This is a genomic window from Acrocarpospora macrocephala (assembly GCF_009687865.1).
GTDB classification, from domain to species: domain Bacteria; phylum Actinomycetota; class Actinomycetes; order Streptosporangiales; family Streptosporangiaceae; genus Acrocarpospora; species Acrocarpospora macrocephala.
In genome coordinates this window covers 125,606-148,016 of the sequence record NZ_BLAE01000017.1, presented here as the reverse complement: position 1 = coordinate 148,016, position 22,411 = coordinate 125,606, and the positions used below count along the sequence as shown (strand labels likewise).

The window sequence follows — 22,411 nt, the reverse complement described above, 5'->3', positions numbered from 1 at the left end:
GAATGATCCCATTCTTTCGAGCCGGGGAACAATCTCACAAAGGCATCGGTCCAAGGTCTGCCAGGAGGGTGGTTCGGGACCGGGCAACCACGAATCATGGGCTGAGGAGCGGGAGAAGGGCTGCCAAGGCGCGCATGTCGGGCTTGCCAGCGGGGGTGGTGGGGACGGATGTGAGGACGGTGATCGTCTTGGGGGTGTGCGCTTTGCTCAGGGATGACTGGATGAGGGACTGGAGGACCGCGTTGTCTATTTGGTGGCCGGGGGTGGGGACGACGAAAGCGTGGATGGCGTCGCCGGTGGTGGGGTCGGGGGTGCTGGTGACGTAGGCGGCGGAGACGGAGGGGTGGGTGGTGAGGACGCGTTCGATGGCGGTGGGGTAGCAGACTTCGGCGTTGACGAGGATGACGTCGCGGCTGCGGCCGGTCAGGCGGAGGAGGCCGTCGGGGCCGACGTAGCCGATGTCGCGGGTGTGGAGCCAGCCGTCTTGCAGGACCTCGGCGGTCTGGTCGGGGTCGTTCCAGTAGCGGGTCATCATGTGAGGGCTCCGGACCCAGATCTCGCCGGGGGTGCCCGGGCGGTTGTCGTAGTTGCGGACGCTTAGTTCGACGGTGGGGAGGGGGCGGCCGACCGTGGTGAGGGCGTCGGGGCAGGTGGTGATGTCGGTCGGGGTGAGCATGGAGATTACGCCGCCTTCCGCCTGGCCGTACCCCTGCCAGATGATGGGGCCGAGGCGGTCCATGGCGGCGGTGAGGAGGCCGGGGTCGGCTGGGGAGCCGCCGAGGACGACGGCGCGCAGGGTGGAGAGGTCGGCGGGGCGTTGGTGGAGGGTGGCGAGGAGGACGTGCAGGCGGGGCGGGGGCATCATGGTGGCGGTGACGCGGTGGCGATCGATGAGGTCGGGGGTGAGGGGCTCGCTGGTCATGATGGCGGTGCCGCCGGTGACGAGGCAGCGGCCTAAATAGGTCATCATGACGGGGCTGGCCAGGCTCTCGTGGACGAGGCAGCGCTGGAAATGGGTCATCAGTGCGGCCAGCTGGGGTGGCCAGTCGTCGCGCTGGTAGGCGAGGCTGAAGGCGCGGTAGGTCTGGGCGCAGCCTTTGGGCTGGCCGGTGCTGCCACTGGTGAAGGTGAGCCGGGCGATGTCGCCGGGGCGGGCGTCGATGGTGAGCGGGTCGGCCGGGTGGTCAAGCAATTTAGCGGTGTCGAGGACAGGGACACGTAAATCGCCAAGGCGGGCGTCGAGGTCCGGGACTTTCAGGTCAGTGGAGCGGACGCCAGGGTCGCCCATGCGGGGACCGGAGTCGGGGCTCGGGACCTTCAAGTCAGTGGAGCGGACGCCAGGGTCGCCCATGCGGGGACCGGAGTCGGGATTCGGGACCTTCAGGTAGGCGGCGTGGGTGCCGGGGTCGACGATGAGGGCGTCGAATTGGTAGGCGAGGGCGTGGGCGATTTGGTCGGCGCTCCAGCGGGGGCGGAAGGCGGCGACGCGGCAGCCGAGGGCGTGGGCGGCCAGGTGGGCGGCGTAGGCGTCGGGAGAGGTGCTGGTCATCATGGCGACGCCCTTGCCGGGGCCGAGGCCGGCGGCGCGTAGGCCGGTGGCGATGCGCGCGACGGCGGTGAGCAGGTCACCGCGGGTGATCTCGCGCCCTCCGTGCTCGATGGCGGTACGGCTCGGCGATATCCGCAGCGCGTCAAGTACGGGGGCCGGGAACATCGATCTCCTCCTGAGGGGTCGTCGGTAATACGGCAGGGGAAAAGCCACGGGATTCAAGCCACGCCGGGGAATCTCACCGCCACCTATTTCCCGTACAACAGAGTGCCAAGGTAGACAATTACCAAGGAGACGCCGATGACGGCTATTCCGATCCGTGGAGGTAGGTGGCAGTCCCTCAACGCGGGGGGTCACCGCACAGCGCTCAATGTCTTCCTGTTCATCGTCATCGCCCACTGGGCCGAGCACATCGTCCAGGCCATCCAGATCTGGGGTCTGGGCTGGCCGGTCCCCGAATCGCGCGGCGTGCTGGGCCAGTTCTTCCCGTGGGTGATCAAGTCCGAGGCGCTGCACTACGGGTACGCGTTGATCATGCTCGTCGGTCTGATCGTGCTTCGCAAGGGGTTCACGGGAACGGCTCGAACGTGGTGGAACATCTCGCTCGGCATCCAGGTCTGGCATCACCTGGAGCATCTGCTTCTGCTCTTCCAGGCGCAGTCGGGGCTGTTCCTGGCGGGCAAGCCCGTGCCGACCAGCATCGTGCAGCTGATCGTGCCCCGGGTCGAGCTGCACCTGTTCTACAACACGCTGGTCTTCATCCCGATGGTGGTGGCGGTGATCCTGCACCGTAAGCCGTCCGACGACGCCGCGTGCACGTGCGCGCGCGCCTGAGCGGGCCGTCGGGGTTCACCGTCGCCGTGGCGACCGCGGCGGCGGTGCTCCTGCTGGCGCTGGCCGTGCCGGCCATCGGCCCGGCCTTGCGGGCGGCCCGGGCGGAGGGCGTTCAGGGCACGTTCACCGCCGGCTTCTCCCGGTGTGTCTCCCACCTCGGCCACGAGGCCTGCTCCTGGTACGGCACGTTCACGGCCGACGGCGAGAACCGCGACGTCTACCTGTACGGCAGCGCCGCCCTCACCCAGGGCCAGCGCGTGCCCGCGATCGACATCGGCCGCCGCGCCTACGTCTACGGCCCCGGCGGTTCCAACGAGTGGATCGTGACCTCGCTGCTGCTGCTCGCGGGGGTCGGCCTGCTGTGGCCGCTGGCGGCGAAGTGGCGCTCGCACAGCCGTTCCCGCCGGGCGTCCCAGACCATGTAGGTGCCCAGGCAGAGCTGGACGAGCCCGCGCCCGACGTCCTCCCAGCGATCCCTGACCCTGATGAACGCCAGGGCGAGCGGGGACGGCCGGGAGCCGCGCGGCAGGACGAGGCAGGGTCCGCGGTTGGGCAGCGAGCGGGTGTGGGCGGCTGTGCTGTGGAAGCGGTAGCGCCGGAGCAGCTCGGCGATCGCCGCGCGCAGGGCGATCGGGGAGAGCCGCCAGGCGGGGCAGGGGCGGTTGGCGGCGATCCCGTACGGGATGTGGTTGGCGTGCTTGACGGACAGGCGTTCCCACCGGCTGGGGTCGAACTCGTCGGGGCGCTCGAATCCGGCCCGGTGGAAGGCCGGGTAGTTGAAGCAGAGCACGGATCCGGCGGGCAGCACCGTGGTCTCGTCCACGGTGATGTCGGCGGAGGTGACGCGGTGGGCGATGCCGAACAGCGGGTAGAGCCGAAAGGTCTCCTCGATGATGTGGGCGAGGTCGCCGTGGGGATGCCTGGCCAGGGACATGAGGATGTGCGCGGACGCCTCCGACTGCTGCACGACGGCCGTGTTGAAGAACGTGCCCTGCAGGTAGAGGGCCTGCTCGTGGCGGGTGAGGCCGGCGGGGAGCGGATGCCGTACGTCGTCGAGGCGGGTTTCGAGGTAGGCGGTGAGGCGGTGGCGGCGGTCCATGTGGCGCAGGCCGCAGAATTTGAGCGCGGTGACCACATCGTCGGCGTTGGCGACGATCAGGTCGCGGGCGTGGCGGGGGCAGCGTTCGGCGAAGACGAGTTCGTAGAAGAACTCCGCCCAGACGGGCATCATCAGGTCGCGTAGCCGTACCGAGCGGCGGATCTGGGCGCGGCCGGCGCAGCGGACGGCGAGGGCGGTGACGTCGGCGGTGGGCAGGGAGAGGAAGCGGCGGGTGGCGCGGGCGACCTCGTCGTAGCGTTCGCCGGGTTCCAGGTGTTCCTGGTGGATTTCGGCACCCGGCGACAGCCAGTACCAGAACAGGTCGGACAGCTTGGCGCCGTGGCTTCGCCCATTGGCGGCCGGATCTGCGTAGACCTGGCGGAACCGCTCGATGGGGACGAGTTCCCCGGGGACCGGGATGCCTTCCTCGCCGTTGATCCTGGCGAAGATCCACATCCGCAGGGCGATCACCGCTCTCGGCACCCAGTACGGCAGGCTCGCCACCACCAGCACGCCCCCGATGAGCGGCACCATCAGCCCTCCTGGAGCGCTTCCGCCATCCGCGCCGCCACCCGCCCCCAGAACCGGTCGGGGTCGTTGAGATGCGGGTACGGTTCGACCGGCACCGGCAGCCCGAGGAAGTCGCACAGCGGCTGCCAGCCGTCGCCGGGCTGGACGACCAGCAGCCGGTCGGTGGGGACCTCGCGCCTGACGGCCGCGTTGTGCTGCTGGTAGACGGCGATGGCGTGGTCGCGGTCGGCGAACCTGCCGCCGAAGAAGCCGTTCCAGATCATGCGCCGGTGGAAGGCGGTGAACACGTCGAGTCCGGGCACGACGCGCAGGGCGTGCTGGGCGCGGGGGTCGGCGCCGCTGCCGAACATGGGGTAGATGGTGCGGTTGACGCTTTCGTACCAGCCGTCGGGTTCGCGGACGGTGAGGATGATCTTCGCGTCCGGGAAGGCGGCGCGCAGTTCCCGCCAGTAGGCCGCGCCGGGCCAGTCCACGGTGGAGCGGTAGCCGCGGAACACGGCCGTCCAGTCGACCGGCCGGCCCTCGGCCGCCGCTTCCCACAGGGGGAGCCGTTCCGGGTGGTCGAGCACGTGGCGGCCGTGGAAGCAGGGCCCGAGGCCGAGCACCTCCAGCGCCGACTTGAGCGAGAGTGTCCCGGTCCGGCCGACGCCGGCCCCAATGATCTTCACATGGCTCCTTGGCTGACGAGATCGCGTGGCACCGACTCGACCGAGTCGCAGCCGCATAGCGTGAGCGCGTTGAGCAGCTCGATTCGGAGCAGGTCGAGCACCCGGGCGACGCCTTCCTCGCCGCCCGCGGCCAGACCCCACAGCACGGGGCGGCCGATCGCGGCGGCGGTCGCGCCCAGGGCGAGCGTCTTGACCACATCGGTGCCCCGCCGGATGCCGCCGTCCACCAGCAGCGGGAGCTCACCGCCGACCACGTCCGCGATCACCCGCAGCCGGTCGACGGCGGGCGGGGTGCCGTCCAGCTGCCGCCCGCCGTGGTTGGACACGATGATCGCGTCGATGCCGCGGCGCTGGGCAAGCTCCGCGTCGGCCGGGTGCAGCACGCCTTTGAGCACGATCGGCAGCGTGGTGATGCCGCGCAGCCAGTCGAGGTGCCGCCAGGAGATCTCCGGGGAGAGCACCACGCCGCGCACGTCCCCGCCGGCCTCGCGGAGGTTCTCGCAGCGGATACCGGGCGGCAGGTCGTGGAAGTCGTTGCGGTCGCCGCGCTCGTTGCGGCCGAGGGCCGGGGAGTCCACGGTGACGACCAGCGCGGCGACACCCGCCGCTTCGGCGCGGCGGACGATCGCCTCGGTGAAGCCCAGGTCGGGCTGGAGGTAGAGCTGGAACCAGAGGGCGGGGTCGTCGGCGACCTTGCGGGCCTCGTCGGCCATGTCCTCGATCGCCACGGTGGCGAGCATGGCGGCGATCATGATGACCCCCGCCTCGGCCGCGGCCCTGACGCTGGCCCGCTCACCGTCGGGGTGGGCGAGCCGGTGGAATGCGGTGGGCGCGATCATGATCGGCATGGAGGCCTGGCTGCCGAGCACGGTGCGGCCGAGACGAGGGGGTTTGTGGCCGCGCAGGATCCGGGGCACCAGGGCGAGGCGCCGGAATGCCGCCTCGTTGGCCCGTACGGTGAGTTCGTCCTGCGCACCGGACGCGAAGTAGTCGAAATGCACGGGGTCGAGGACGGCTTTCGCCGCAGCCTCGAAGTCCCGCACGTTCACGTTGGCCTCCACGCCCGGTAATACGGCGAAAAATCAGTAAAAGATTCACTGAACCGGTTGGCTTCGGGATTCGTCGTAGGCGTGTGGCACTGTCGGATGAATCTCTCGTCGCGGGGATGGCTTCGGGCGACGCGGAGGCCGCCGCGGCCTTCGTCCGGAGGTTTCAGGCCCGGGTGTTCGGGCTGGCGTTGAGCGTGGTGGGCGATACCGGCCTGGCCGAGGAGGTGGCGCAGGAGGCGTTTGTCCGGGTGTGGCGGCATGCCGCGACCTACGATCCCCGGCGGGGGCGGGTGGCGACGTGGCTGCTCACGATCACCCGTAATCTGGCCGTGGACGCCATCCGGCTGCGCCACAAACATCGCGCCGACCCCGAACCGCTGCTGCGGGCGCTCCAGCCCGCCGCGACCGAGGATCCCTTCGAGACCGATCCGTACGGATCCGACCAGCTCCGCGCCGGATTACAGGCGCTGCCCTTGGAACAGAGCCGCCCCATCGTGATGTCAGTATTTTACGGATTGACCGCCAAGGAGATCGCCGACCGGGAGGGCATCCCGCTCGGCACCGTCAAGACCCGGATCAGGAGAGGCCTGGCGAAACTGCGGCACGAGCTGGGGGTGAGCGATGACTGAGACACCGGAGTGCGCGGCCGTCCGGGAGCTGATCCCCGAACTCGCCGCCGGGGTGGCCGCGGGCGACGAGCGGGCCCGCGCCCTCAGGCATCTGGCCACCTGCACCGACTGCCACCGCGAGCTCGAGGCCGCCGCGTTCGTGGTGGACGAGCTGCTGCCGCTGGCGCCCGCGGTGGAGCCGCCGCCGGGATTCGAGCTGAAGGTGCTGGCCGCGCTGAACCCGCCGCGCCGGCGCTGGCGGGGCAGGCTGCGGCTGGCGGCGGCGTTCATGGTGGCGGTGGTGCTGGGCGGGGTCGGGATGTGGCAGGTCACCGCCGACGACCGCCGGATGGCCGACAGCTATCGCCGTACGCTGGCGGCCGCCAACGGGCGTTACATGACGGCCAAGACCTTCGCCGCCCCGGACGGCAGCACCGCCGGGCGGATCTTCGCGTATCAGGGCAAGCCCTCGTGGATCTTCATTACCGTGCAGTACGGCACGACCGGCGGGCCGTACACGGTCCGGTTGACCACACGGGACGGGCGGAACGAGACACTGGGCACGATCATGGTGCAGGCGGGGACCGGGGCCTGGGGGCGCACGATCGATGTGCCCGTGTCGGGGATCGCTCAGGTCAGCCTGACCGGCGCGGATGACCTGAACTACTTGATCGCGGGGTTCGGCCCGCCGCGATCGACCTGACCACTTCGCCGCAATTTCGACCCAGAAGTGGAACTGTCGCGTCTTGCCGTTGCACCGGTCCAATGGGGACCGGAGGTGAGCCGATGTCGCGTCATCAGTCGAGTGTTTCCGCGCCGGCCAAACAGCACGGAACCGGTCGGCGTACGCGCGCGGCCGGAATGGTTTTCCTGATGGCCGCGACGGTCATCATGAGCACGGCGGCGGGTGCCCCGAAGCCGAACGCCCCGGGCGGGTGGACGCATGCCGCCGCGTGGGGTTTCGGCGCCTCGGGTCAGCTGGGCGACGGAGGCACGGTCAACCGGATGACTCCGGTCGGCGTGCGCGACCCTGGCCTGGGCTTCGTCGAGGTCGCCTCGGGCGGCAACCACAGCGCGGCCATCGCCGCCGATGGCACCGTCTGGACCTGGGGCGGCGGTTCGGTGGTGCCCGTCCAGGTGCCGGGCCTGACCGGCGTCACCAGGATCGCCGCGGGCAGGGACCACACGCTGGCCGTGCGATCCGACGGCACCGTCTGGGCCTGGGGCGCCAACGAGGAGGGCCAGCTCGGGGACGGCACCCAGGAAGCCCGGGACACGCCGGTTCAGGTGCCGGGCCTGGAGGCGATCGTGGAGGTCGCCGCGGGGACCTCGCACAGCCTTGCCGTACGGTCCGACGGCCGGGCTTTCGCGTGGGGCTGGAATCAGTTCGGGCAGCTCGGCGACGTGAGCGAGGTGACCAGGCTGAGCCCGGTCCCGGTGCACCTGCACGGGGGGCACGGAACCACCATCAAGGTGGTCAAGGTGGCGGCGGGCATGGCGCACAGCATGGCCCTGACGTCCGGTGGCTCCATCTACACCTGGGGCCAGAACGGCTCCGGGCAGCTCGGTGACGGCACGTCGGAGAACCGCAACGTGCCCGGCTACGTCTACGGCGGGAGCGGCACGGCGACCGCGGCCGACATCGCGGCCGGGGAGAACCACAGCATCGCCGCGCTCGCGAACGGCACCGTCCTGACTTGGGGTGACAATTTCGGCGGCCAGCTCGGCGACGGCACGACGACCGCGCGGAACGTGCCGGGCCCGGTGCCGGGGCTGACCGGCGTCACGCAGGTCACGGCCGGGTTCTGGTTCAGCGCCGCCCGGCGCGGCGACGGCACGGTGCGGTCGTGGGGCCTCAACTACCTGGGCCAGCTCGGCGACGGCACCACGACCAACCGGCTGACCCCGGTCCCGGTCCCCGGCCTCACCGGGGTGACGGAGATCGACGCCGGGCTACGCCCCGCGTTCGGCACCTCCTCGCACACCCTGGTCGTCCGCCCGGTCCCGCCGCCGGGATTCCGGCTGGAGGTCGAGCGGGATGCCATCGACCTGCCCGCCGGTGGTTCGGTCACCCTCAACGTGACCGTGGTTCCTGTCAACGGCTCGCATCAGGTGGTCAGCCTGGGCACGGCGCCGCCCTCCTCCGCCCTCGCGCTGCCGGCGGGTGTGACAGCGACCTTCGGCTCGGGGTCGATACCGGTCGGCGAGACCGTTAATGTGACATTTACCGCCGACCCGCAAACCATGCCATCACATGGCGAATCATCTACCGTTGCCCTCATCGGCACGGCCAGCCTCCCCGCTTCCACCGCCACCACGACTCTCGACATCCTTATCACCGATCCGGTGTCGTGAGCCTGCGGCGACTGGCCGTCCGTTGAGATGAGCGGGCGGCCGGTCGTCGAAAGGATCCACCCATGCCAGACCTCGACCCTCAGCTCCTGGCCGCGGCTCGGCGTGTCCGGCCCGTGGATCCCGGGCTTCGCGACTGCTGGAACCACGTGGTCTCCGCCATCGAGCACGGCTGGCTGGACAGCACGGGCGTGCACGATGTGATCACCCGGATCAGGGCCGGGCACGACATCGGGTTCCAGGAGCTCTCCTTCGATCGGCTGGGCAACCGGCTGCGGGTCAGCCTGGGCGACCAGGAGGCGTGGTGCGTGCCGGAGGAGCTGCTGGAGCAGCTGGCCGCGCTGGTCGAGGGCAGGTCGCCGCGTGACTACACGGCGACGGCGATCGGGTGGGCGCACACCGGGGACGGCGAGTTTCCGTACGAGGCGTCCGCCGGTGCGGACGCGCTGGTGATCCGGGTCAACGATTTCCCGGCGGAGCCGCTGTACACGCTGATCGTGAACGGGCACGAGCATCTCGACCTGGAGGACTGGCCGGCCGCGTGGGCCCGGCCGCCGGTGCCGCGGCATCTGGTGGAGCTGGCGGAGGCGCGGGGGCGGCGGCGGTCGGGGGTGCCGCTGGACGCCGGGCTGCTGCTGTCGTGGGCGCAGACGCTCTGCCGGTTGAGCATGGACGATCCCGTGCTGGTGGCGGGGTCGCTCGGGTTGCTGGGCGAGCTGGTGCCGCGCCGGGGCGAGGTCGCGGTGGAGCCGCCGCCGCCCGGGGCCGCGGAGCTGCTGATCAGCAGCCGGGGCGGGCGGTTCAAATACGTGAAGATCCAGCCGTCGTCCACGTCGCTGATCCGGGCTGATCTGGACGCGTTGCTGGGGGTGGGGTTCGTGCCGCCTCGGGTGCATTGGGACAGCCCGCATACCCGGGTCTATCGGGTGGAGGTGCCGGGCGCGCCGTACTGCTGCGACGTGACCGCCGAGTTCTACTTCACCGAGGAACCCAAGGCGACGGCGACCGTCCTGGAGGTCAGCCTGCACCGGATCCCGGTTTTCCCGACATTCTGAGACTCATGGGACTCAACGAGTCGTACTTCGACCAGCGGGCCAGCACATATGGCGATTTGAGCTGGCATGTCGGATATGCCGAGCGATTGGTGGAGCTGGCGGAGCTGCCGCCGGGGAGCTCCGTCCTGGACGCCGCCACCGGCACCGGGCTGGCCGCGCTCGCCGCCGCACGGGCGATCGGCCCGGTGGGCGAGGTGGTCGGTGTGGACATCTCCGCGGGCATGCTCCGCGAGGCCGAAGTCCTGCTGGCGAAGTCGGGGTTAGGCAACATCCGCTACCAGAAGGCGGACGCGACCGCTTTGGTGGAGTTCTCCCCCGAGTCGTTTGATGTGGTGTTGTGCTCGTCGAGCGTGCTCTACCTGGACGCCGGGCGGGCGCTGGCCGCCTGGCATCGGGTGCTCAAACCGGGGGGCATGCTGGCGTACTCGGCCATGCGAGCGGGCTTTCCTGTGTCGTCGCGGGTGTTTCGCGAATGCGCGGCCGAGGTGGGCGTGCCGGTCGCCGACCCGATGGCGGCGCTCGGCAGTGAACGTGCCAGCCGGGACGCGTGCGAGAAGGCCGGGTTCCGGGTCGATCGCATCGTCAGCGACGTGGTGCGCCGGCCGCCGCTGCCTGCGGCCGAGCTGTGGCGGAGCAACGCGCGCAATCCGCTCAATCCGGAGGTACCGGCGGCGGAGGCTCGCTACCTGGCCCGGATGGCCGAGTTCGCTGACGATCCGAGCATCTGCGACATGCCCGTTCTATTTGTCATAGCCAGGAAGAAATAGGTGTTATCGCTCACAAGAGAGTTTGTTCGGCGGCATTCGAGCGTTCTAAAGAGCCAATGTCGCGAACGGCGATCCGGTGAATGTTTCATTCGCGGCCGATAAAGCGGCTGGCGCGGCGAACGGGTAGTTCGGGGTCATTGACAGGCCATGGTTGCCGGGCCGACCATCCCAGGCAAAACATCGGAGCACTTTCCGGCGCATGAATGGTTGCGCTAACACAAGGAGGAGTGGTGATCCGAAAAAGCCTGGTCGTGCTGGCCGTGCTGCTTCTGGGGCTCGTCCCCGGGCTCCCCGCCTCGGCGGCCACGTCGTACACCAATCCCATCAAATCCCAGAAAGGGGCAGATCCCTGGCTGCGCTACTACAACGGCAACTACTACCTGATCACCACATCGTTCACGAACACGCTCGTGATCCGGAAATCTCCGACTTTGGGTGGGCTTGCTAATGCGCCCAGCGTGCAGGTCTGGCAGGACGGGACCGCGTCCCGGGGGACCAACATCTGGGCGCCCGAACTCCATATGTTCAACAACCGGTGGTATCTGTACTACTCAGCCGGGGCGATCGGGGCGGCCTGCTGTGACAGCCAGCGCACGCATGTCCTGGAAAGCGCGGGGAGCGACCCGCTCGGGCCGTACACATACCGGAATATCCTGACGGGTTCGAATCTCGCGCCCGGGGGATGGCTCATCGACGCCAGTCCGATGCAGCTCAACGGGTCGCTCTACCTGCTCGGCAGTGGCTTCGTGAACGGCAGCGCGCAGAGCCTGGTGATCGCGCCGATGAGCAATCCGTACACGATCAGCGGTAGCACGTTCAGCCTGATCTCCAGTCCGTCCTACAGCTGGGAGACCCAGGGCGGCACGGTCAACGAAGGCCCGGAAGCGCTGCAACGGAACGGGCAGACCTTCATCATCTACTCCGCCAGCGCGTGCTGGGGGCCCAACTATCGTCTGGGCCAGCTCACGTACAACGGCGGAAATCCGCTCAGCGCCGCGTCCTGGGCCAAGAAGTCCACGCCGGTGTTCCAGCAGTCCGGCAGCGTGTACGGCCCTGGCCACAACGGCTTCTTCACCTCCCCGAACGGCACCGAGAACTGGATCGTCTATCACGCCAACAGTTCCGCCAGTGGGGGTTGCGACAACGGCCGTACCACGCGGGCGCAGCGGTTCAGCTGGAACTCCGACGGCAGTCCGAACTTCGGCACGCCGGTCGGGACCGGGGTTTCGCTCGCCGCGCCGGCCGGTGAGACGGCGAGCACTCCCAGCGCGTACACGCTGGTCAACCGCAACAGCGGCAAGTGCCTGGATGTCAACGCGAGCTCCGGCGCGGACGGCGCGAACGTGCAGCAGTGGGCCTGCACGGGCGGCAACAACCAGCGCTGGCGGGTCGAGGACCAGGGCGACGACACCAGCAGGCTGGTCAACGTGGCCAGCGGCAAGGTCCTGGACGTGAGCAACTGCGGGTCCGCCGACGGCACCAACATCCAGCAGTGGAGCTGGCTCAACAACACCTGCCAGCGTTTCCGCCTCGTGCATACGACGGGGGGTTTCGTCAGGTTGGTCAATGCCGCGACCAACAAGGTCGCCGACGTCGCCGACTGCGGCACCGGCGACGGCGCCAACGTCCGCCTGTGGACCTGGCTGAACAACAACTGCCAGCAGTGGTCCCTCAACCCGGTCCAGTGAGGAACGACATGAAGACCATCGAATGGGGCGGAGCCCTCGTGGCCATCCTCCTGGCGTTCACCATCTTGCCCGTGAATTCCGCCACGGCGGCACCTCCGTACCCCGGGCCTGGAGTCGTCACCGGCAGCACCACCGCCCACGACCCCTCGGTCGTGAAAACCCCGACCGGCGGCTACCTCCTCGCGGCCACCGGCAACAACATCTCCCTGAAAACCTCCACAGACCGTACGGCCTGGCGGAACGCCGGCGTGGCCTTCCCCGGCGGAGCGTCCTGGACGCTGTCGTACACCGGCGGGAGTGCCACCCTCTGGGCGCCCGACATCTCCTACCGCAACGGCCGCTACTACATGTACTACTCGGCCTCCACGTTCGGCTCCCGCAACTCGGCCATCTTCCTGGCCACCAGCCCGACCGGCGCCTCCGGCACCTGGACCCACCAGGGCACGATCATCAGCACCACCTCGTCCAGCACCTACAACGCCATCGACCCCAACCTGATCGTCGACGGCTCCGGCGCCTGGTGGCTGAGCTTCGGCTCCTTCTGGACGGGCATCAAGCTCATCTCGCTCAATTCGACCACCGGCCTCCGGTCGGGCACCACGCTCCACTCGATCGCCCAGCGCACCGGCGGCTCCACCGCGATCGAAGCGCCCTTCATCGTCAAACGCGGTGCGTACTACTACCTGTGGGTGTCCTTCGACACCTGCTGCCAGGGCGCTTCCAGCACCTACCGGATCATGGTCGGCCGCTCCACCAGCATCACCGGCCCGTACGCCGACCGCAACGGAACCGTCATGACCTCCGGCGGCGGCACCCAGGTCCTGGCCGGTCACGACTCCATCCACGGCCCCGGCCACCAGGCGGTCATCGCCGACGTCGACGGTGACATCCTCTTCTACCACTACTACGACAACGCGGGCACCGCCCGCCTGGGCATCAACAAGATCGCGTACGACGCCTCGGCCTGGCCCTTCGTCTACTGACCCTTAAACAGGTCCGGGACGCCCTGACCACGCCCCGGCCCACCCGACTCCCGCCCCGCCCGCCGGGGCGGGACTCCACTTGCTGGTCGGGGGCGTAAATCCTTCCCGTCAAGTTCTTGAGGCTTCAAGTAACGTCCGATAGCTTGAAGCGTCAAGTTTCAAGGGAGCCTAATGTGAACGTTTTCCTGTGGGTCCTGCAGGGCCTGCTCGCCGCCCTCTTCGGAGGCGCCGGAGTCATGAAGATCACCCAACCCAAGGAGAAGCTCAAGGCGGGGTTGCCGTGGACCGAGGACTTCTCTCCCGGTGCCATCAAGACGATCGGCAGCCTCGAACTGCTGGCCGCGATCGGCCTCATCCTGCCCGCCGTCACCGGCATCCTGCCGATCCTCACCCCGCTCGCCGCCACCGGCCTCATCCTCGTCATGATCGGCGCCGCCCTCACCCACCTGCGCCGCAAGGAGCCCCCGGCGATCGTCATCAATCTGGTCCTCCTCGCCCTCGCCGCCGTCGTCGCGTGGGGAAGGTTCGGTACGTACGCTTTCTGATGTGGAACCACGGGGCGGATGGCTGGACGAAACAGAGCAACGGGCATGGCAGGGCCTTCTCGCCTTCGCCATGCTCGCGCTGCCCGAACTCGAACGCGCCCAGCGCCGCCACGGCCTCGTCCACATCGAGTACGGCCTGCTCGCCGCCCTCACCGAACGTCCCTTCCGGCTGAGCGACCTGGCCTCGATGCTCAACATGTCGCAGAGCCGCCTCAGCCACCGCATGAACAAGCTCCGCGACCGCGGCCTGGTCACCGTGCGCCCCTGCCTCGAAGACGGCCGGGTGACCATCGCCGAGATCACCCCCAGCGGCCGCTCCCTGGTCGAGAAGATCGCCCCAGAACACGTCGAAGACGTCCGCCGCCTCGTCTTCGACAGCCTCAACCCCGACCAGACCCACGCCCTCGCCGACGCCCTTCAAGCGGTGATGTCCGGCTTACGCATGTGCTCCCCGGACTGACTAGTGTTCTGAGCCGTGTACGTGAAGATCTGTGGCCTGCGGGAACCCGCCCATGTGACCGCTGCCGTCGAAGCGGGCGCCGACGCGATCGGCTTCGTGCTGACGACGAGCAAGCGCCGGGTCACTCCGGCCGAGGCCAGGGCTCTTGGGGAGGCGGTTCCACCGCATGTGCTCACGGTCGGGGTCTTCGCGGGCGAAGCGCCGGAGATCGTGCGGGCGGTGGCGGTTGAGGCGGGAGTGCGGGCCGTCCAGCTGCACGGGAATCACCCGCATAGCGACTTCATCGCTCTCAAGGGTCTCACCCTGGTGCGGGCGGTCGCAGCGGACGCCGATCTGCGGTGCGGCGCGTTCGACGAGGAAATGCTGATCGTGGACGCTCCCAAGCCCGGGTCCGGCGAGCCCTGGAACTGGGCGGCCATTCGCGGCCGACCCTCGGGTAAGTGGATGCTTGCGGGTGGCCTCGACTCGCGGAATGTGTCCCGGGCCATCTCCGAAGCGCGGCCGTGGGGGGTGGACGTGTCCAGCGGGGTCGAACGCGAGGGCAGGAAGGACCCTGACCTCATCCGCGAGTTCGTCACCGAGGCCCGTCGATGATCGTGGCCAGGTGGTTCTGGAGATCGGGATCCACCGCGTAGAGCAGCGTTCCGCGCATGCCTCTGGTCAGGAGGACCTTGTAGACGTTGCGGACGAGCTGGTCGAACTCGGTGTCGGGGACAGAGCGGCGGCTTTTGAAGGCGGGGTCCCTGTTCGCCTCGCGTACCGTGGCCAGGCGTCCGTCCCGGATGGTGAGGTCGGGGCCGAGGATGACGCCGTTCCAGTCGTACTCGAAACCTTGGGCCGTGTAGACGCAGCCGACCTGGCCGAAACCGCCGGGGTCGCTCGCCCACAGCATGCTGGGGGGCGCGTCGCCGACGGCGCGGTCCTTCTTGACGTTCCACGGGCGGGCCCAATCGCCGATGGTCACGTCGTCGACGAGGGTGTCGTCGGAGCGCGGGTTGCTCCAGGGCCAGCAGTATCCGGCGGTCATCCTGGCCGTGCCGGGCTTGGCGCGGAGGGCGGCTTCCAGTTCGTGCGGGGAACCGGCCAGGCGTACCTCGAAGTCGTCGTCGCCGTCCCAGATCTCCGGTCCGCCGTCGGCCAGGCCGAGCAGGCGCAGCACCCATTGCTCGTACTTCCGGCTGCCGCCGCAGCGGAACTGTTCGTCGAGGGAGACGCGGTGCACGTCGTAGCCCTTGGCTCTGGCGACGGTCTCGATTCGTTCGACGGTGCCGACTTCGCCGGGGCGTACCACTTGGTGCTGGTCGAGCAGGAAGACGGGGACGCGCGCGGCGGCCAGGAGTTCGTCGAGTTGGCTGCGGCCGTTTCGTTTCGCGGCGGGGGTGAAGCGGTTGGTGGAGGTCTCGCGAATTCGGTGGGCTTCGTCGCAGATCAGCACTTCCAGGTTGTTGGGTTCGGCGTCGATGAAGCTGTTGAAATAGGTGAACAGGTTCTTGATGCGGGTGCTGCCGCGGCCGGGGTAGCGGCGCAAGGTCTGGGTGAAGGACTGGGAGCCGGTGGCGTACAGCGCGGTGCGGCCTTGCCGGTGTGACTCGCCCAGCAGGGAAAGGGCGATGACGCTCTTGCCGCTGCCGGGGCCGCCGGTGACCACGACGACCTGCTTGGTGTCGGATCGGCGGGCTCTGGTGACGGCGCGCGTCACCAGCTCGAACGCGACCTGCTGCTCGTCCAGCAGGGTGAACTGCTCGCGGTCGCGGATCTCTTTCGCCGCGTACGTCATGAGTTGCTTGCTTGGCGCCACGGCACTGTGCAGCAGGCGGTCCGCGGCGTCGGCGCCGGATTTTCCGGATAAACGTTCGGCCAGGTAGCGCAGGAAGTCGCCGCGGCGTTGTTTGGTGAAGAGGCGGCTGTGCTCGTCGCGTACCTGGTCGGCCAGGCCGTCGATGTCGAGGTCCATGGCGTTGTGCAGGTAGGCGGCGCCGTGCAGGGCATCCGGTCTGTCCTTGAAGACGCCGAGGAAGTCACGCATGTATTCGCAGTAGCGGCGGACCTGCTCGGCCGGGTTGAGCTTCTCCCCGCCGGGGACGCCCTCCACGATGACCAGGTGTTCGCCCAGTTCGGACGGCTCGGCGCGGCTCCACTGCTTCAGTTCGACCACCACGTACGAATCCGCGCCCGTGCGCGGGTGGACTCCCGCGAGGACCACGTCGGCGCGCCTGCTGGTCAGCGGGAGTTTGTATTCCACCAGCATCTCGACCTTGTCCAAGCCCGCGTCGGCCAGGTCGCGCGCGAGCGCGGGCAGGCTTCGCTGCCAGGACCTGACCTCCGCCGGAGACGGCCCGCGCCCGGTGGTCATCCGCAAATGTTCCGCGATCGCCGCCGCCAGCGCGGCCTCGTTCGGTGACGCGAGCAGGTTCTCGACAGACAGCCGCAACGCCGTCACGGACTTCCCCCAGGCAGCACGAGAAGACTCGTGCGGGTGGGGGCCTATCCGCAGGTGCTACGCGGAAGCCCGTCGGGCCGCATCACATGGTCATCACGAGGGTAGCGGGGGCGCCTTCCTGGCGGAACCGCGATAACGCTCGGGATCGTAGCGGCGGGCGTTCTCGTCCAGCTTGGCGTGGGCGGCCTCGATCAGGTCCACGCCGAGGACGTCGGCCAGGCGGATCAGGTAGAGCGTCACGTCGCCGAGCTCGGCGCGTACGCGGGCGAGGGTAGGGCTATCGAGGTGCTGGGATTCGGCCGGGGTGAGCCATTGGAACTCGGCAAGCAGTTCCCCCGCCTCCCCGGACAGAGCCATGGCCAGATTCTTGGGCGTGTGAAACTGCTCCCAGTCCCGCGACCGCACGAATTCCCGCAACCGCACGGCCAACTCTTCCAGGTCGGTAGTCATGCTTGGTGACCTTATATTCCCGGCGTCGCCTGGTAGTCGCAGTGTCAACCGGTGTGCAAGTGGCGCGCAACCAGGTGGCCGTACAACTAACGCAGGGGAAATACGAAAGGAATAAATCATGCGGGGGAACCTGAGGATGCGGTGGATCATGCCGCAGGAAGACCAGCGGCACCGTGCCGACGTTCGTGAAGGCATCCAGGACACGGGGAACCGTGGCCCGAAGCGGTCATCGCACCGGCTCAGTGCGAACTGGACTGTCGATCGCTGAACAGTGGTTACGCGCTCCTGCGGGAAGTCCTCCAGGAGCGCGACCACGAGTGTTTGGGGACTTAGCGGCGATTGTCGTCGCTTGGTGCCGATATTCCGCCGCCTGTAGTGCCCTCAAGATCTGGATGGCGAGCCTCCTTGGCTCCTGGCCTGACTGCGATCACGGGACCAGTGCCGTGACGGCGGTGGCCAAGTAGAGGCAGCCGCCGATGGCTACCGCGACGCCTGCCAGCGCGGGCGTCCAGGCTGCGGCCGAGCGCAATAGGCGTAGGTCCGGGGCGCGGCGGCTCACCAGCGCGGCCCCGCGTACGGTTACGATCCCGACGGCGGTTAGCGTGATCGCCATTCCGGCGCCGAATACCAGGACCAGGACGACGGCGTCGAGCGCGCGGCCGGTGAGAAGGCCGCTGACCAGCACGATGAAGGCTGAGGGCGAAGGGACCAGGCCGCCAGAGAGCGCGAGAGCGATAAGTCCGCGCCGGGACCACGGATCTGCGGGCTCTTCATGCCCATTCTCATGACCCTGATCGTGCCCATTCACATGAGCGCGACCATGCCCGTCATCGTGAGCGTGCCCATGGCCATGGCCGTGACCGTGGCCGTGGCCGTGGCCGTGGCCGTATGCGTGTGTTTTCCGGTTGCGGAGGTGGCGATAGGTCAAATGCGCGCCGACGCCGATTACGACCACGCCCGCGATCACCTGTAGCCAGCTGGTGACGGCCTTGGTGCCGACGGCGGTGCTGGTCAGGCCTGCCCAGGTCAGTGCGAGGGCGAGCACCGAGACCGTGTGCATCAGGGCGACGACCACGCCGAGGCGGAGGGCGTCGCGGTAGCGGCCGTGTGTGCCGATGAGGTATGCCGCCGTCACGCTCTTGCCGTGGCCTGGTGCGACCGCGTGCAGCGCGCCGACGCCGAGAGCGACGGCCAGCGCCAGCCAGAACGCGCCCGCGCCGTCGAACAGCGTGATCAGGTAGTTCTCCTGGTCGGTGGTGCCGTTCATGCGCTAGTGCCCGCGTGCCGTCGGCCCCGTACCAGGAAGGCGGCCAGCGCGCCGAGTGCGGCCACCAGCGCTATGGCGGGCACGGCGAGGGAGACGCCGCCCGTCGCTGACGGGTCGAAGCGGAGGCGCTGGGTGGCGGTCGCCGCGGTGAGCATCGCTTGCGCAGGTGTGGCAGGGGTCTCGGCGGTGAGCACAGTGCGGTATGCCTCGTGCAGGTCGGTCAGCGCGTCGATCCGGACGTCGACATCGACGACCGGGTTCGCGCAGGCGAAGCTGAACCGGGCGCCCTCGGCGAGTAACCGCTCCAATGGAGCCAGTTCGGCCGCGCAGGGCTGCCCGGCCTGGGTCACCCCGACCCGGGCCAGCAGGTAGTCGCGCACGGCGGTGGAACGGGCGAGTTTCTGCTCGCCGGTCAGCGTGGTGTCGACGCCCGCGGACGGATCGCCGAACGCGCCGACCGAGCGGCCGAGCGCGACCCAGTCGTCCTCGGCGGCCAGCCAGGCGATGGCCACGTGCGAGCCGTCGACGCTGATCCGCGCGGTGGACGGCGGGCCGAAGGGATGAGCGGCGGCCGGCGCCGCCGGCACGGCGGCCACCGCCGCCCCGGCGAGCAGCGCGCCCGCCAGACGGGTACGGAAGGTCACGGGATCTCCTGTCGAGCCGGCCGGATGGCCGGCCTGGGGCGGCCGGGCCGGCGCGGTACGCCGGCCCGGCCCGCGGGCGCGGGCCGCGCCCCGGTACCCGTCCCGGAGGACCGGTACCGGGGCGGGCCCGCATCCGGTGGGGCTACTACTTGACCGTGATCACCGGGCTGGTGATCTTCTGGGTGGCGCTCTCCAGGTACACCCGGTAGGTGCTGTCCTTGTTGAGGTCGGCCGGCAGCGTGAAGCTGTAGCTCAGCTTGCCCAGCGCGTCGGCGGTCTGGGTGCCGACGTAGGTCCGGCTGTCGTAGTCGCGGTCGCCGTTGCCGGCGTTCGCGGCCGTGCCCTTGGTACGGAGGAGGTAGACCTTCACCTTCTCGGCCGGGTCGAAGCCGAACGCGGTGGCGGTGAGCTGCTCACCCGGCTCGACACTGGTCTTGTCCACGATGACCTGCTCGCCGGTGTTGCCGGTGACGAGCTCGGTGACGGTGCGCTCACCCGCGTCGTTCTTGCGGATCAGGAAGCCGTCGTGGTGCTCGCCGTTGGCGTAGCGGGCCTCGAAGCGCAGCTGGTCCTTGTCGACGTCGATCATCTGGTACAGCTGCGTGTTCTCGCTGCTGCTGATCACCTCGGCGCCGTTGCCGGTCCAGTTCACGCCGCCGTTGAGCTCGTACATCTTGCCGCCGGAGACGGACACCACGTACGAGACGCCGTTGTGCGTGGTCGCGGACTGGCGGGCGGACTTCAGGTTGCCCCGGCCGTAGGAGTGGTCGTGGCCCTGCAGCACCAGGTCGACGCCGTACTTCTCGAACAGCGGGGCCCACTGGGCGCGGACCACCGGGTTGTTGCGGGTGCCGGTGTTGGAGTAGACGGGGTGGTGGAAGGTCACCACGGTCCACTTGTTCGGGTTGTTCTTCAGCAGACCCTCCAGCCAGGTGGTCTGCGCGGCCATCAGCGTGGCGTTGCTCTGCAGGTTGCTGTCCAGGCCGATGAACCGTACGCCCTGGTAGTCAACGCTGTAGACGGTCTGCTTGAGCTCGGGGTTACCCGGCCCGTTGTCCGGGTACGGGAACTGCGGCCGCCAGAAGGTGGACAGGCCGCCGCTGTACTCGTGGTTGCCGGGGACCGAGATGTTGTTGACCTGGCCGTCGATGAAGCCGCCGGCCTGGAACCACTGGCCCCACTGCTCCTCGCTGTTGGCGGAGTCGATGAGGTCGCCCGCGTTGACGATCGCCTTGGCCTGCGGCCGGTCGGCGAACGCCTGGCGGAACACGCGCGGGACCGCGGAGTCGATGTAGTTCTGCGCGTCGCCGTAGTAGATGAAGGAGAACGGCTGGAAACCGGCGGCGGCGGTGGTGAAGTCGGTCCACGCACTCCAGTTGGTGCCGTCACCGACGCGGTAGGTGTAGCGGGTGTTGGGCTTCAGGCCGACGAACTCGACGGTGTGGTAGGTCGAGGCGTACCCGAGCGTGGTGTTGACCGGGACGCTCGCCATGGCCATGACGTTGGTCACCGCGCCCGCAGCCGGCGCGACCTCACCGAGCGCGCGGGGCGCCTCCAGGATCTGGGCCTGGGCGGTCTCGGCGGTGGCCTCGGCCCGCCAGGTCACGCGCTGGCTGGCGGCCGGGGTGTTGGTGGGGATGAGGATCAGACGGTCGGGAATGGGGGAAGGCTTGTGCACCTCGGCGGCCGGGTACTTGGGAGGCGCCGCCGCACTGATTGCGGCGGGGGCCAACGCCAGGCCACCGACGAGCAGTACACCAGCGCCGATCGACGCGAGCTTCGCCTGCCGGGACCTGATCGGCCACGGCTTTCTGGGCTCATTCACTTCTGGTTCTCTCCACAAGAAATGGACTCGTCCACCCGCGAGTGCGGGGTGGACGCCAGCGAATTCACCCAGGCACCACTGACGCTCACCTGTACCTTGCCTGTCAGGGAGATGAATTCATGATCGTCAATGTGGTGGTCATCCGGAGTTGGCCTGGTGTTCCTCCGGATCCCTCTACCATCGGCCACGGATTGCGGGCGAACGCGAAAGGGTGAATCGGATGGCTCGTTTGGGGCTGCTCCCGGCCGTCGTCGCGCTCGGCACGCTGTTCGTGGTGCCGCCCATGGTCAAGACGGAGACCTTCATCACCGCCGAGACGACCGGGATCCTGATGATCGAGGGTGGCGAGTGTTTCAGCGACCCGGCGTACTCACCGGGGGCGGCGGAGCGGATCGTGCTCTACACGCCTTGCGCCGACGGCGCGGACAACCAGTCGTATGGCTTCACCCACATGCCCGACGGGCCGTACGACCCGGCTGGGCTGTCCGCGTTCGCCTGGCGGAGTTGCGGCGAGCGCTACGCGGAGCTGTGGGGTGGCGGTCGCGATGACCTGGACTTCTATCCGATCATGCCGACCGCGGAGACCTGGGCCGACGGCGACCGGGACGTGATGTGCGCCGTCTACCACCCCACCGGGCGGCTCTCCGGCTCAGCGCTGAAGACGTCGTTCACCTGATGCTCCGGTATCCGCGCATGGCCAGCCACGCACGAGCGCGGCCCAGCGTGCGCCACGTCAATAGGCGCGTCACAGCGTCTCCCCTTCGCGCGACTGAAGCTGTCGGTGGCACTCCTCCGCCAGCCTGGGGTACGCGCCGGCGATGGCCGCATAGATCCGCCTTCTGAGCAGACGCGTTCCTTCCGCACGACCCACCCTTCCGAACAGCCCTTCTACCTCGACCTCGTAGCCGGTGAGCTCGTGCCGGAGATAGTTGACGACCCACCGTTGCAAGGTCAGCTCATCCACATCGGCCACGCGCGCCGGAGTGGCGACATGATCGAGCCGCTGCCACGACCGTTCCTCATCCCGCCGGTTACGGTGCACGACCGCTTCGCGAACCAGGACATGCCAGTCCACGACCGGCACCGCGATGGACACGCCCTCCACCCGCGCGACCGTCTCACCACGCCTGCGCTCCGCGACGGCGAGGGCCGCCCTGGATCTCCGCTCCGCCTTGTCCCGCAACACGGCGAACTGCTCCGACGCTTCGGCAAGGATCACCCTTTCGACCTCATAGAGCCGCATCGGTGCCATGGTTCTGAACACCGGATTAGGCGCCAGCCGATCGGGGGACCCGAGAACCGCCCGGATCATGGCCGGACTCCATCCCCGCTCCCGCAGCTCCCCCACCTTGAAATACTCGCTCACGACGCTCCTTCCCACGACGCGGGACAAGCGTGACGGAACTCGACCGGCCTCCCTCCAACCGAATCCCATTCTGTGGATAACCCCAACCTTGTGGAAACGCCCACGGCTACGAGACCGACATAGAGGCGGCGCTGCGCCTGCGATTGCGGCGAGGAGACCTCCTGCTACGGATGCCTGCGGATCCGCCGCGACGAGCACTACCATGATCAGCTCAGCCGAGGGTTCGGCCAT

The 22,411-nt window shown here is 68.9% G+C and carries 22 protein-coding genes; 12 read left to right on the top strand and 10 right to left on the bottom strand.

Translation table 11 applies throughout. From position 1 onward, the window contains the following. Positions 1–94: 94 nt before the first annotated feature. Entirely contained in the window at positions 95–1,714 is a 1,620-nt protein-coding gene (locus Amac_RS16890; protein WP_155355340.1) for a class I adenylate-forming enzyme family protein, read from the bottom strand. A gap of 135 nt (positions 1,715–1,849) precedes the next feature. On the opposite strand from Amac_RS16890, the gene Amac_RS16885 reads away from it, so the two are divergent. Beyond that, complete coding sequence (locus Amac_RS16885) at positions 1,850–2,383, top strand: hypothetical protein (RefSeq protein ID WP_155355339.1); 534 nt, start codon at positions 1,850–1,852, stop codon at positions 2,381–2,383. 292 nt (positions 2,384–2,675) lie between these two features. Here Amac_RS16885 and Amac_RS16880 read toward each other — a convergent pair whose 3' ends face one another. From Amac_RS16880 to Amac_RS16870, 3 genes are read right to left on the bottom strand one after another with little or no spacing between them, the layout of a single operon-like run. Beyond that, positions 2,676–4,016, bottom strand: coding sequence for a cytochrome P450 (locus Amac_RS16880; protein WP_155355338.1), 1,341 nt, complete (start codon positions 4,014–4,016; stop codon positions 2,676–2,678). Further along, positions 4,016–4,681, bottom strand: a complete 666-nt coding sequence (locus Amac_RS16875; protein ID WP_155355337.1) for a sulfotransferase family protein — start codon at positions 4,679–4,681, stop codon at positions 4,016–4,018. The genes Amac_RS16880 and Amac_RS16875 overlap by 1 nt, the downstream gene beginning before the upstream one ends. Then, positions 4,678–5,730, bottom strand: coding sequence for an alpha-hydroxy acid oxidase (locus Amac_RS16870; protein ID WP_218041131.1), 1,053 nt, complete (start codon positions 5,728–5,730; stop codon positions 4,678–4,680). The genes Amac_RS16875 and Amac_RS16870 overlap by 4 nt, the downstream gene beginning before the upstream one ends. Before the next feature lie 116 nt (positions 5,731–5,846). Here Amac_RS16870 and Amac_RS16865 point away from each other — a divergent pair, with 116 nt between their 5' ends. The 10 genes from Amac_RS16865 (at position 5,847) to Amac_RS16820 (ending at position 14,782) form a co-directional block, all read left to right on the top strand. After that, positions 5,847–6,359: an RNA polymerase sigma factor gene (locus tag Amac_RS16865; RefSeq protein WP_155355335.1), complete on the top strand. Its 513-nt coding sequence runs from the start codon at positions 5,847–5,849 to the stop codon at positions 6,357–6,359. Further along, the gene (locus Amac_RS16860) at positions 6,352–7,041 is read left to right on the top strand and encodes a zf-HC2 domain-containing protein (protein WP_155355334.1); all 690 of its coding nucleotides are present in this window, start codon (positions 6,352–6,354) and stop codon (positions 7,039–7,041) included. The genes Amac_RS16865 and Amac_RS16860 overlap by 8 nt, the downstream gene beginning before the upstream one ends. Positions 7,042–7,211: 170 nt before the next feature. Continuing rightward, a complete protein-coding gene (locus tag Amac_RS16855; protein WP_170322520.1) occupies positions 7,212–8,693 on the top strand; it encodes an RCC1-like domain-containing protein in 1,482 nt (493 codons plus the stop codon). A gap of 62 nt (positions 8,694–8,755) precedes the next feature. Further along, complete coding sequence (locus Amac_RS16850; RefSeq protein ID WP_155355332.1) at positions 8,756–9,745, top strand: hypothetical protein; 990 nt, start codon at positions 8,756–8,758, stop codon at positions 9,743–9,745. Positions 9,746–9,750: 5 nt separating this feature from the next. Beyond that, a complete protein-coding gene (locus tag Amac_RS16845) occupies positions 9,751–10,512 on the top strand; it encodes a class I SAM-dependent methyltransferase (protein ID WP_155355331.1) in 762 nt (253 codons plus the stop codon). Between the two features lie 230 nt (positions 10,513–10,742). Beyond that, positions 10,743–12,200: a family 43 glycosylhydrolase gene (locus tag Amac_RS16840; protein WP_218041130.1), complete on the top strand. Its 1,458-nt coding sequence runs from the start codon at positions 10,743–10,745 to the stop codon at positions 12,198–12,200. An 8-nt stretch (positions 12,201–12,208) separates the two neighbouring features. Beyond that, a complete protein-coding gene (locus Amac_RS16835; RefSeq protein ID WP_155355329.1) occupies positions 12,209–13,183 on the top strand; it encodes an arabinan endo-1,5-alpha-L-arabinosidase in 975 nt (324 codons plus the stop codon). A 173-nt stretch (positions 13,184–13,356) separates the two neighbouring features. After that, positions 13,357–13,728 carry a DoxX family protein gene (locus tag Amac_RS16830; protein WP_155355328.1) on the top strand — a complete coding sequence of 124 codons (372 nt, stop codon included), beginning with the start codon at positions 13,357–13,359 and terminating at the stop codon, positions 13,726–13,728. Position 13,729: 1 nt separating this feature from the next. Further along, complete coding sequence (locus Amac_RS16825) at positions 13,730–14,188, top strand: MarR family winged helix-turn-helix transcriptional regulator (RefSeq protein WP_155355327.1); 459 nt, start codon at positions 13,730–13,732, stop codon at positions 14,186–14,188. Positions 14,189–14,203: 15 nt separating this feature from the next. After that, entirely contained in the window at positions 14,204–14,782 is a 579-nt protein-coding gene (locus tag Amac_RS16820) for a phosphoribosylanthranilate isomerase (protein ID WP_155355326.1), read from the top strand. Here the strand turns inward: Amac_RS16820 and Amac_RS16815 are convergent. The 5 genes from Amac_RS16815 to Amac_RS16795 form a co-directional block, all read right to left on the bottom strand. Next, positions 14,763–16,628 (bottom strand): DUF2075 domain-containing protein, encoded by a 1,866-nt coding sequence (locus tag Amac_RS16815; RefSeq protein ID WP_246268395.1) that lies wholly within the window; start codon positions 16,626–16,628, stop codon positions 14,763–14,765. The genes Amac_RS16820 and Amac_RS16815 overlap by 20 nt on opposite strands. A gap of 93 nt (positions 16,629–16,721) precedes the next feature. Further along, a complete protein-coding gene (locus tag Amac_RS16810) occupies positions 16,722–17,078 on the bottom strand; it encodes a nucleotide pyrophosphohydrolase (protein WP_155355325.1) in 357 nt (118 codons plus the stop codon). 427 nt (positions 17,079–17,505) lie between these two features. After that, entirely contained in the window at positions 17,506–18,345 is an 840-nt protein-coding gene (locus tag Amac_RS16805; protein WP_155355324.1) for a nickel/cobalt transporter, read from the bottom strand. Continuing rightward, positions 18,342–18,989 carry a hypothetical protein gene (locus Amac_RS16800; RefSeq protein ID WP_155355323.1) on the bottom strand — a complete coding sequence of 216 codons (648 nt, stop codon included), beginning with the start codon at positions 18,987–18,989 and terminating at the stop codon, positions 18,342–18,344. Before Amac_RS16800 ends, Amac_RS16805 begins: the two co-directional genes overlap by 4 nt. A 145-nt stretch (positions 18,990–19,134) precedes the next feature. Then, positions 19,135–20,814: a purple acid phosphatase family protein gene (locus tag Amac_RS16795; protein ID WP_155355322.1), complete on the bottom strand. Its 1,680-nt coding sequence runs from the start codon at positions 20,812–20,814 to the stop codon at positions 19,135–19,137. A gap of 220 nt (positions 20,815–21,034) precedes the next feature. Here Amac_RS16795 and Amac_RS16790 point away from each other — a divergent pair, with 220 nt between their 5' ends. Beyond that, positions 21,035–21,490 (top strand): hypothetical protein, encoded by a 456-nt coding sequence (locus tag Amac_RS16790; RefSeq protein ID WP_155355321.1) that lies wholly within the window; start codon positions 21,035–21,037, stop codon positions 21,488–21,490. 69 nt (positions 21,491–21,559) lie between these two features. Here Amac_RS16790 and Amac_RS16785 read toward each other — a convergent pair whose 3' ends face one another. Continuing rightward, positions 21,560–22,180, bottom strand: coding sequence for a hypothetical protein (locus Amac_RS16785; RefSeq protein ID WP_155355320.1), 621 nt, complete (start codon positions 22,178–22,180; stop codon positions 21,560–21,562). Positions 22,181–22,411: the final 231 nt, after the last annotated feature.

Excerpts from the sequence above, each read along its gene's own strand:
- Amac_RS16890 (WP_155355340.1), bottom strand. The coding sequence starts at position 1,714 with ATGTTCCCGGCCCCCGTACTTGACGCGCTGCGGATATCGCCGAGCCGT.
- Amac_RS16885 (WP_155355339.1), top strand. The coding sequence starts at position 1,850 with ATGACGGCTATTCCGATCCGTGGAGGTAGGTGGCAGTCCCTCAACGCG.
- Amac_RS16880 (WP_155355338.1), bottom strand. The coding sequence starts at position 4,016 with ATGGTGCCGCTCATCGGGGGCGTGCTGGTGGTGGCGAGCCTGCCGTAC.
- Amac_RS16865 (WP_155355335.1), top strand. The coding sequence starts at position 5,847 with ATGGCTTCGGGCGACGCGGAGGCCGCCGCGGCCTTCGTCCGGAGGTTT.
- Amac_RS16860 (WP_155355334.1), top strand. The coding sequence starts at position 6,352 with ATGACTGAGACACCGGAGTGCGCGGCCGTCCGGGAGCTGATCCCCGAA.
- Amac_RS16855 (WP_170322520.1), top strand. The coding sequence starts at position 7,212 with ATGGCCGCGACGGTCATCATGAGCACGGCGGCGGGTGCCCCGAAGCCG.
- Amac_RS16850 (WP_155355332.1), top strand. The coding sequence starts at position 8,756 with ATGCCAGACCTCGACCCTCAGCTCCTGGCCGCGGCTCGGCGTGTCCGG.
- Amac_RS16845 (WP_155355331.1), top strand. The coding sequence starts at position 9,751 with ATGGGACTCAACGAGTCGTACTTCGACCAGCGGGCCAGCACATATGGC.
- Amac_RS16835 (WP_155355329.1), top strand. The coding sequence starts at position 12,209 with ATGAAGACCATCGAATGGGGCGGAGCCCTCGTGGCCATCCTCCTGGCG.
- Amac_RS16810 (WP_155355325.1), bottom strand. The coding sequence starts at position 17,078 with ATGACTACCGACCTGGAAGAGTTGGCCGTGCGGTTGCGGGAATTCGTG.
- Amac_RS16805 (WP_155355324.1), bottom strand. The coding sequence starts at position 18,345 with ATGAACGGCACCACCGACCAGGAGAACTACCTGATCACGCTGTTCGAC.
- Amac_RS16790 (WP_155355321.1), top strand. The coding sequence starts at position 21,035 with ATGGCTCGTTTGGGGCTGCTCCCGGCCGTCGTCGCGCTCGGCACGCTG.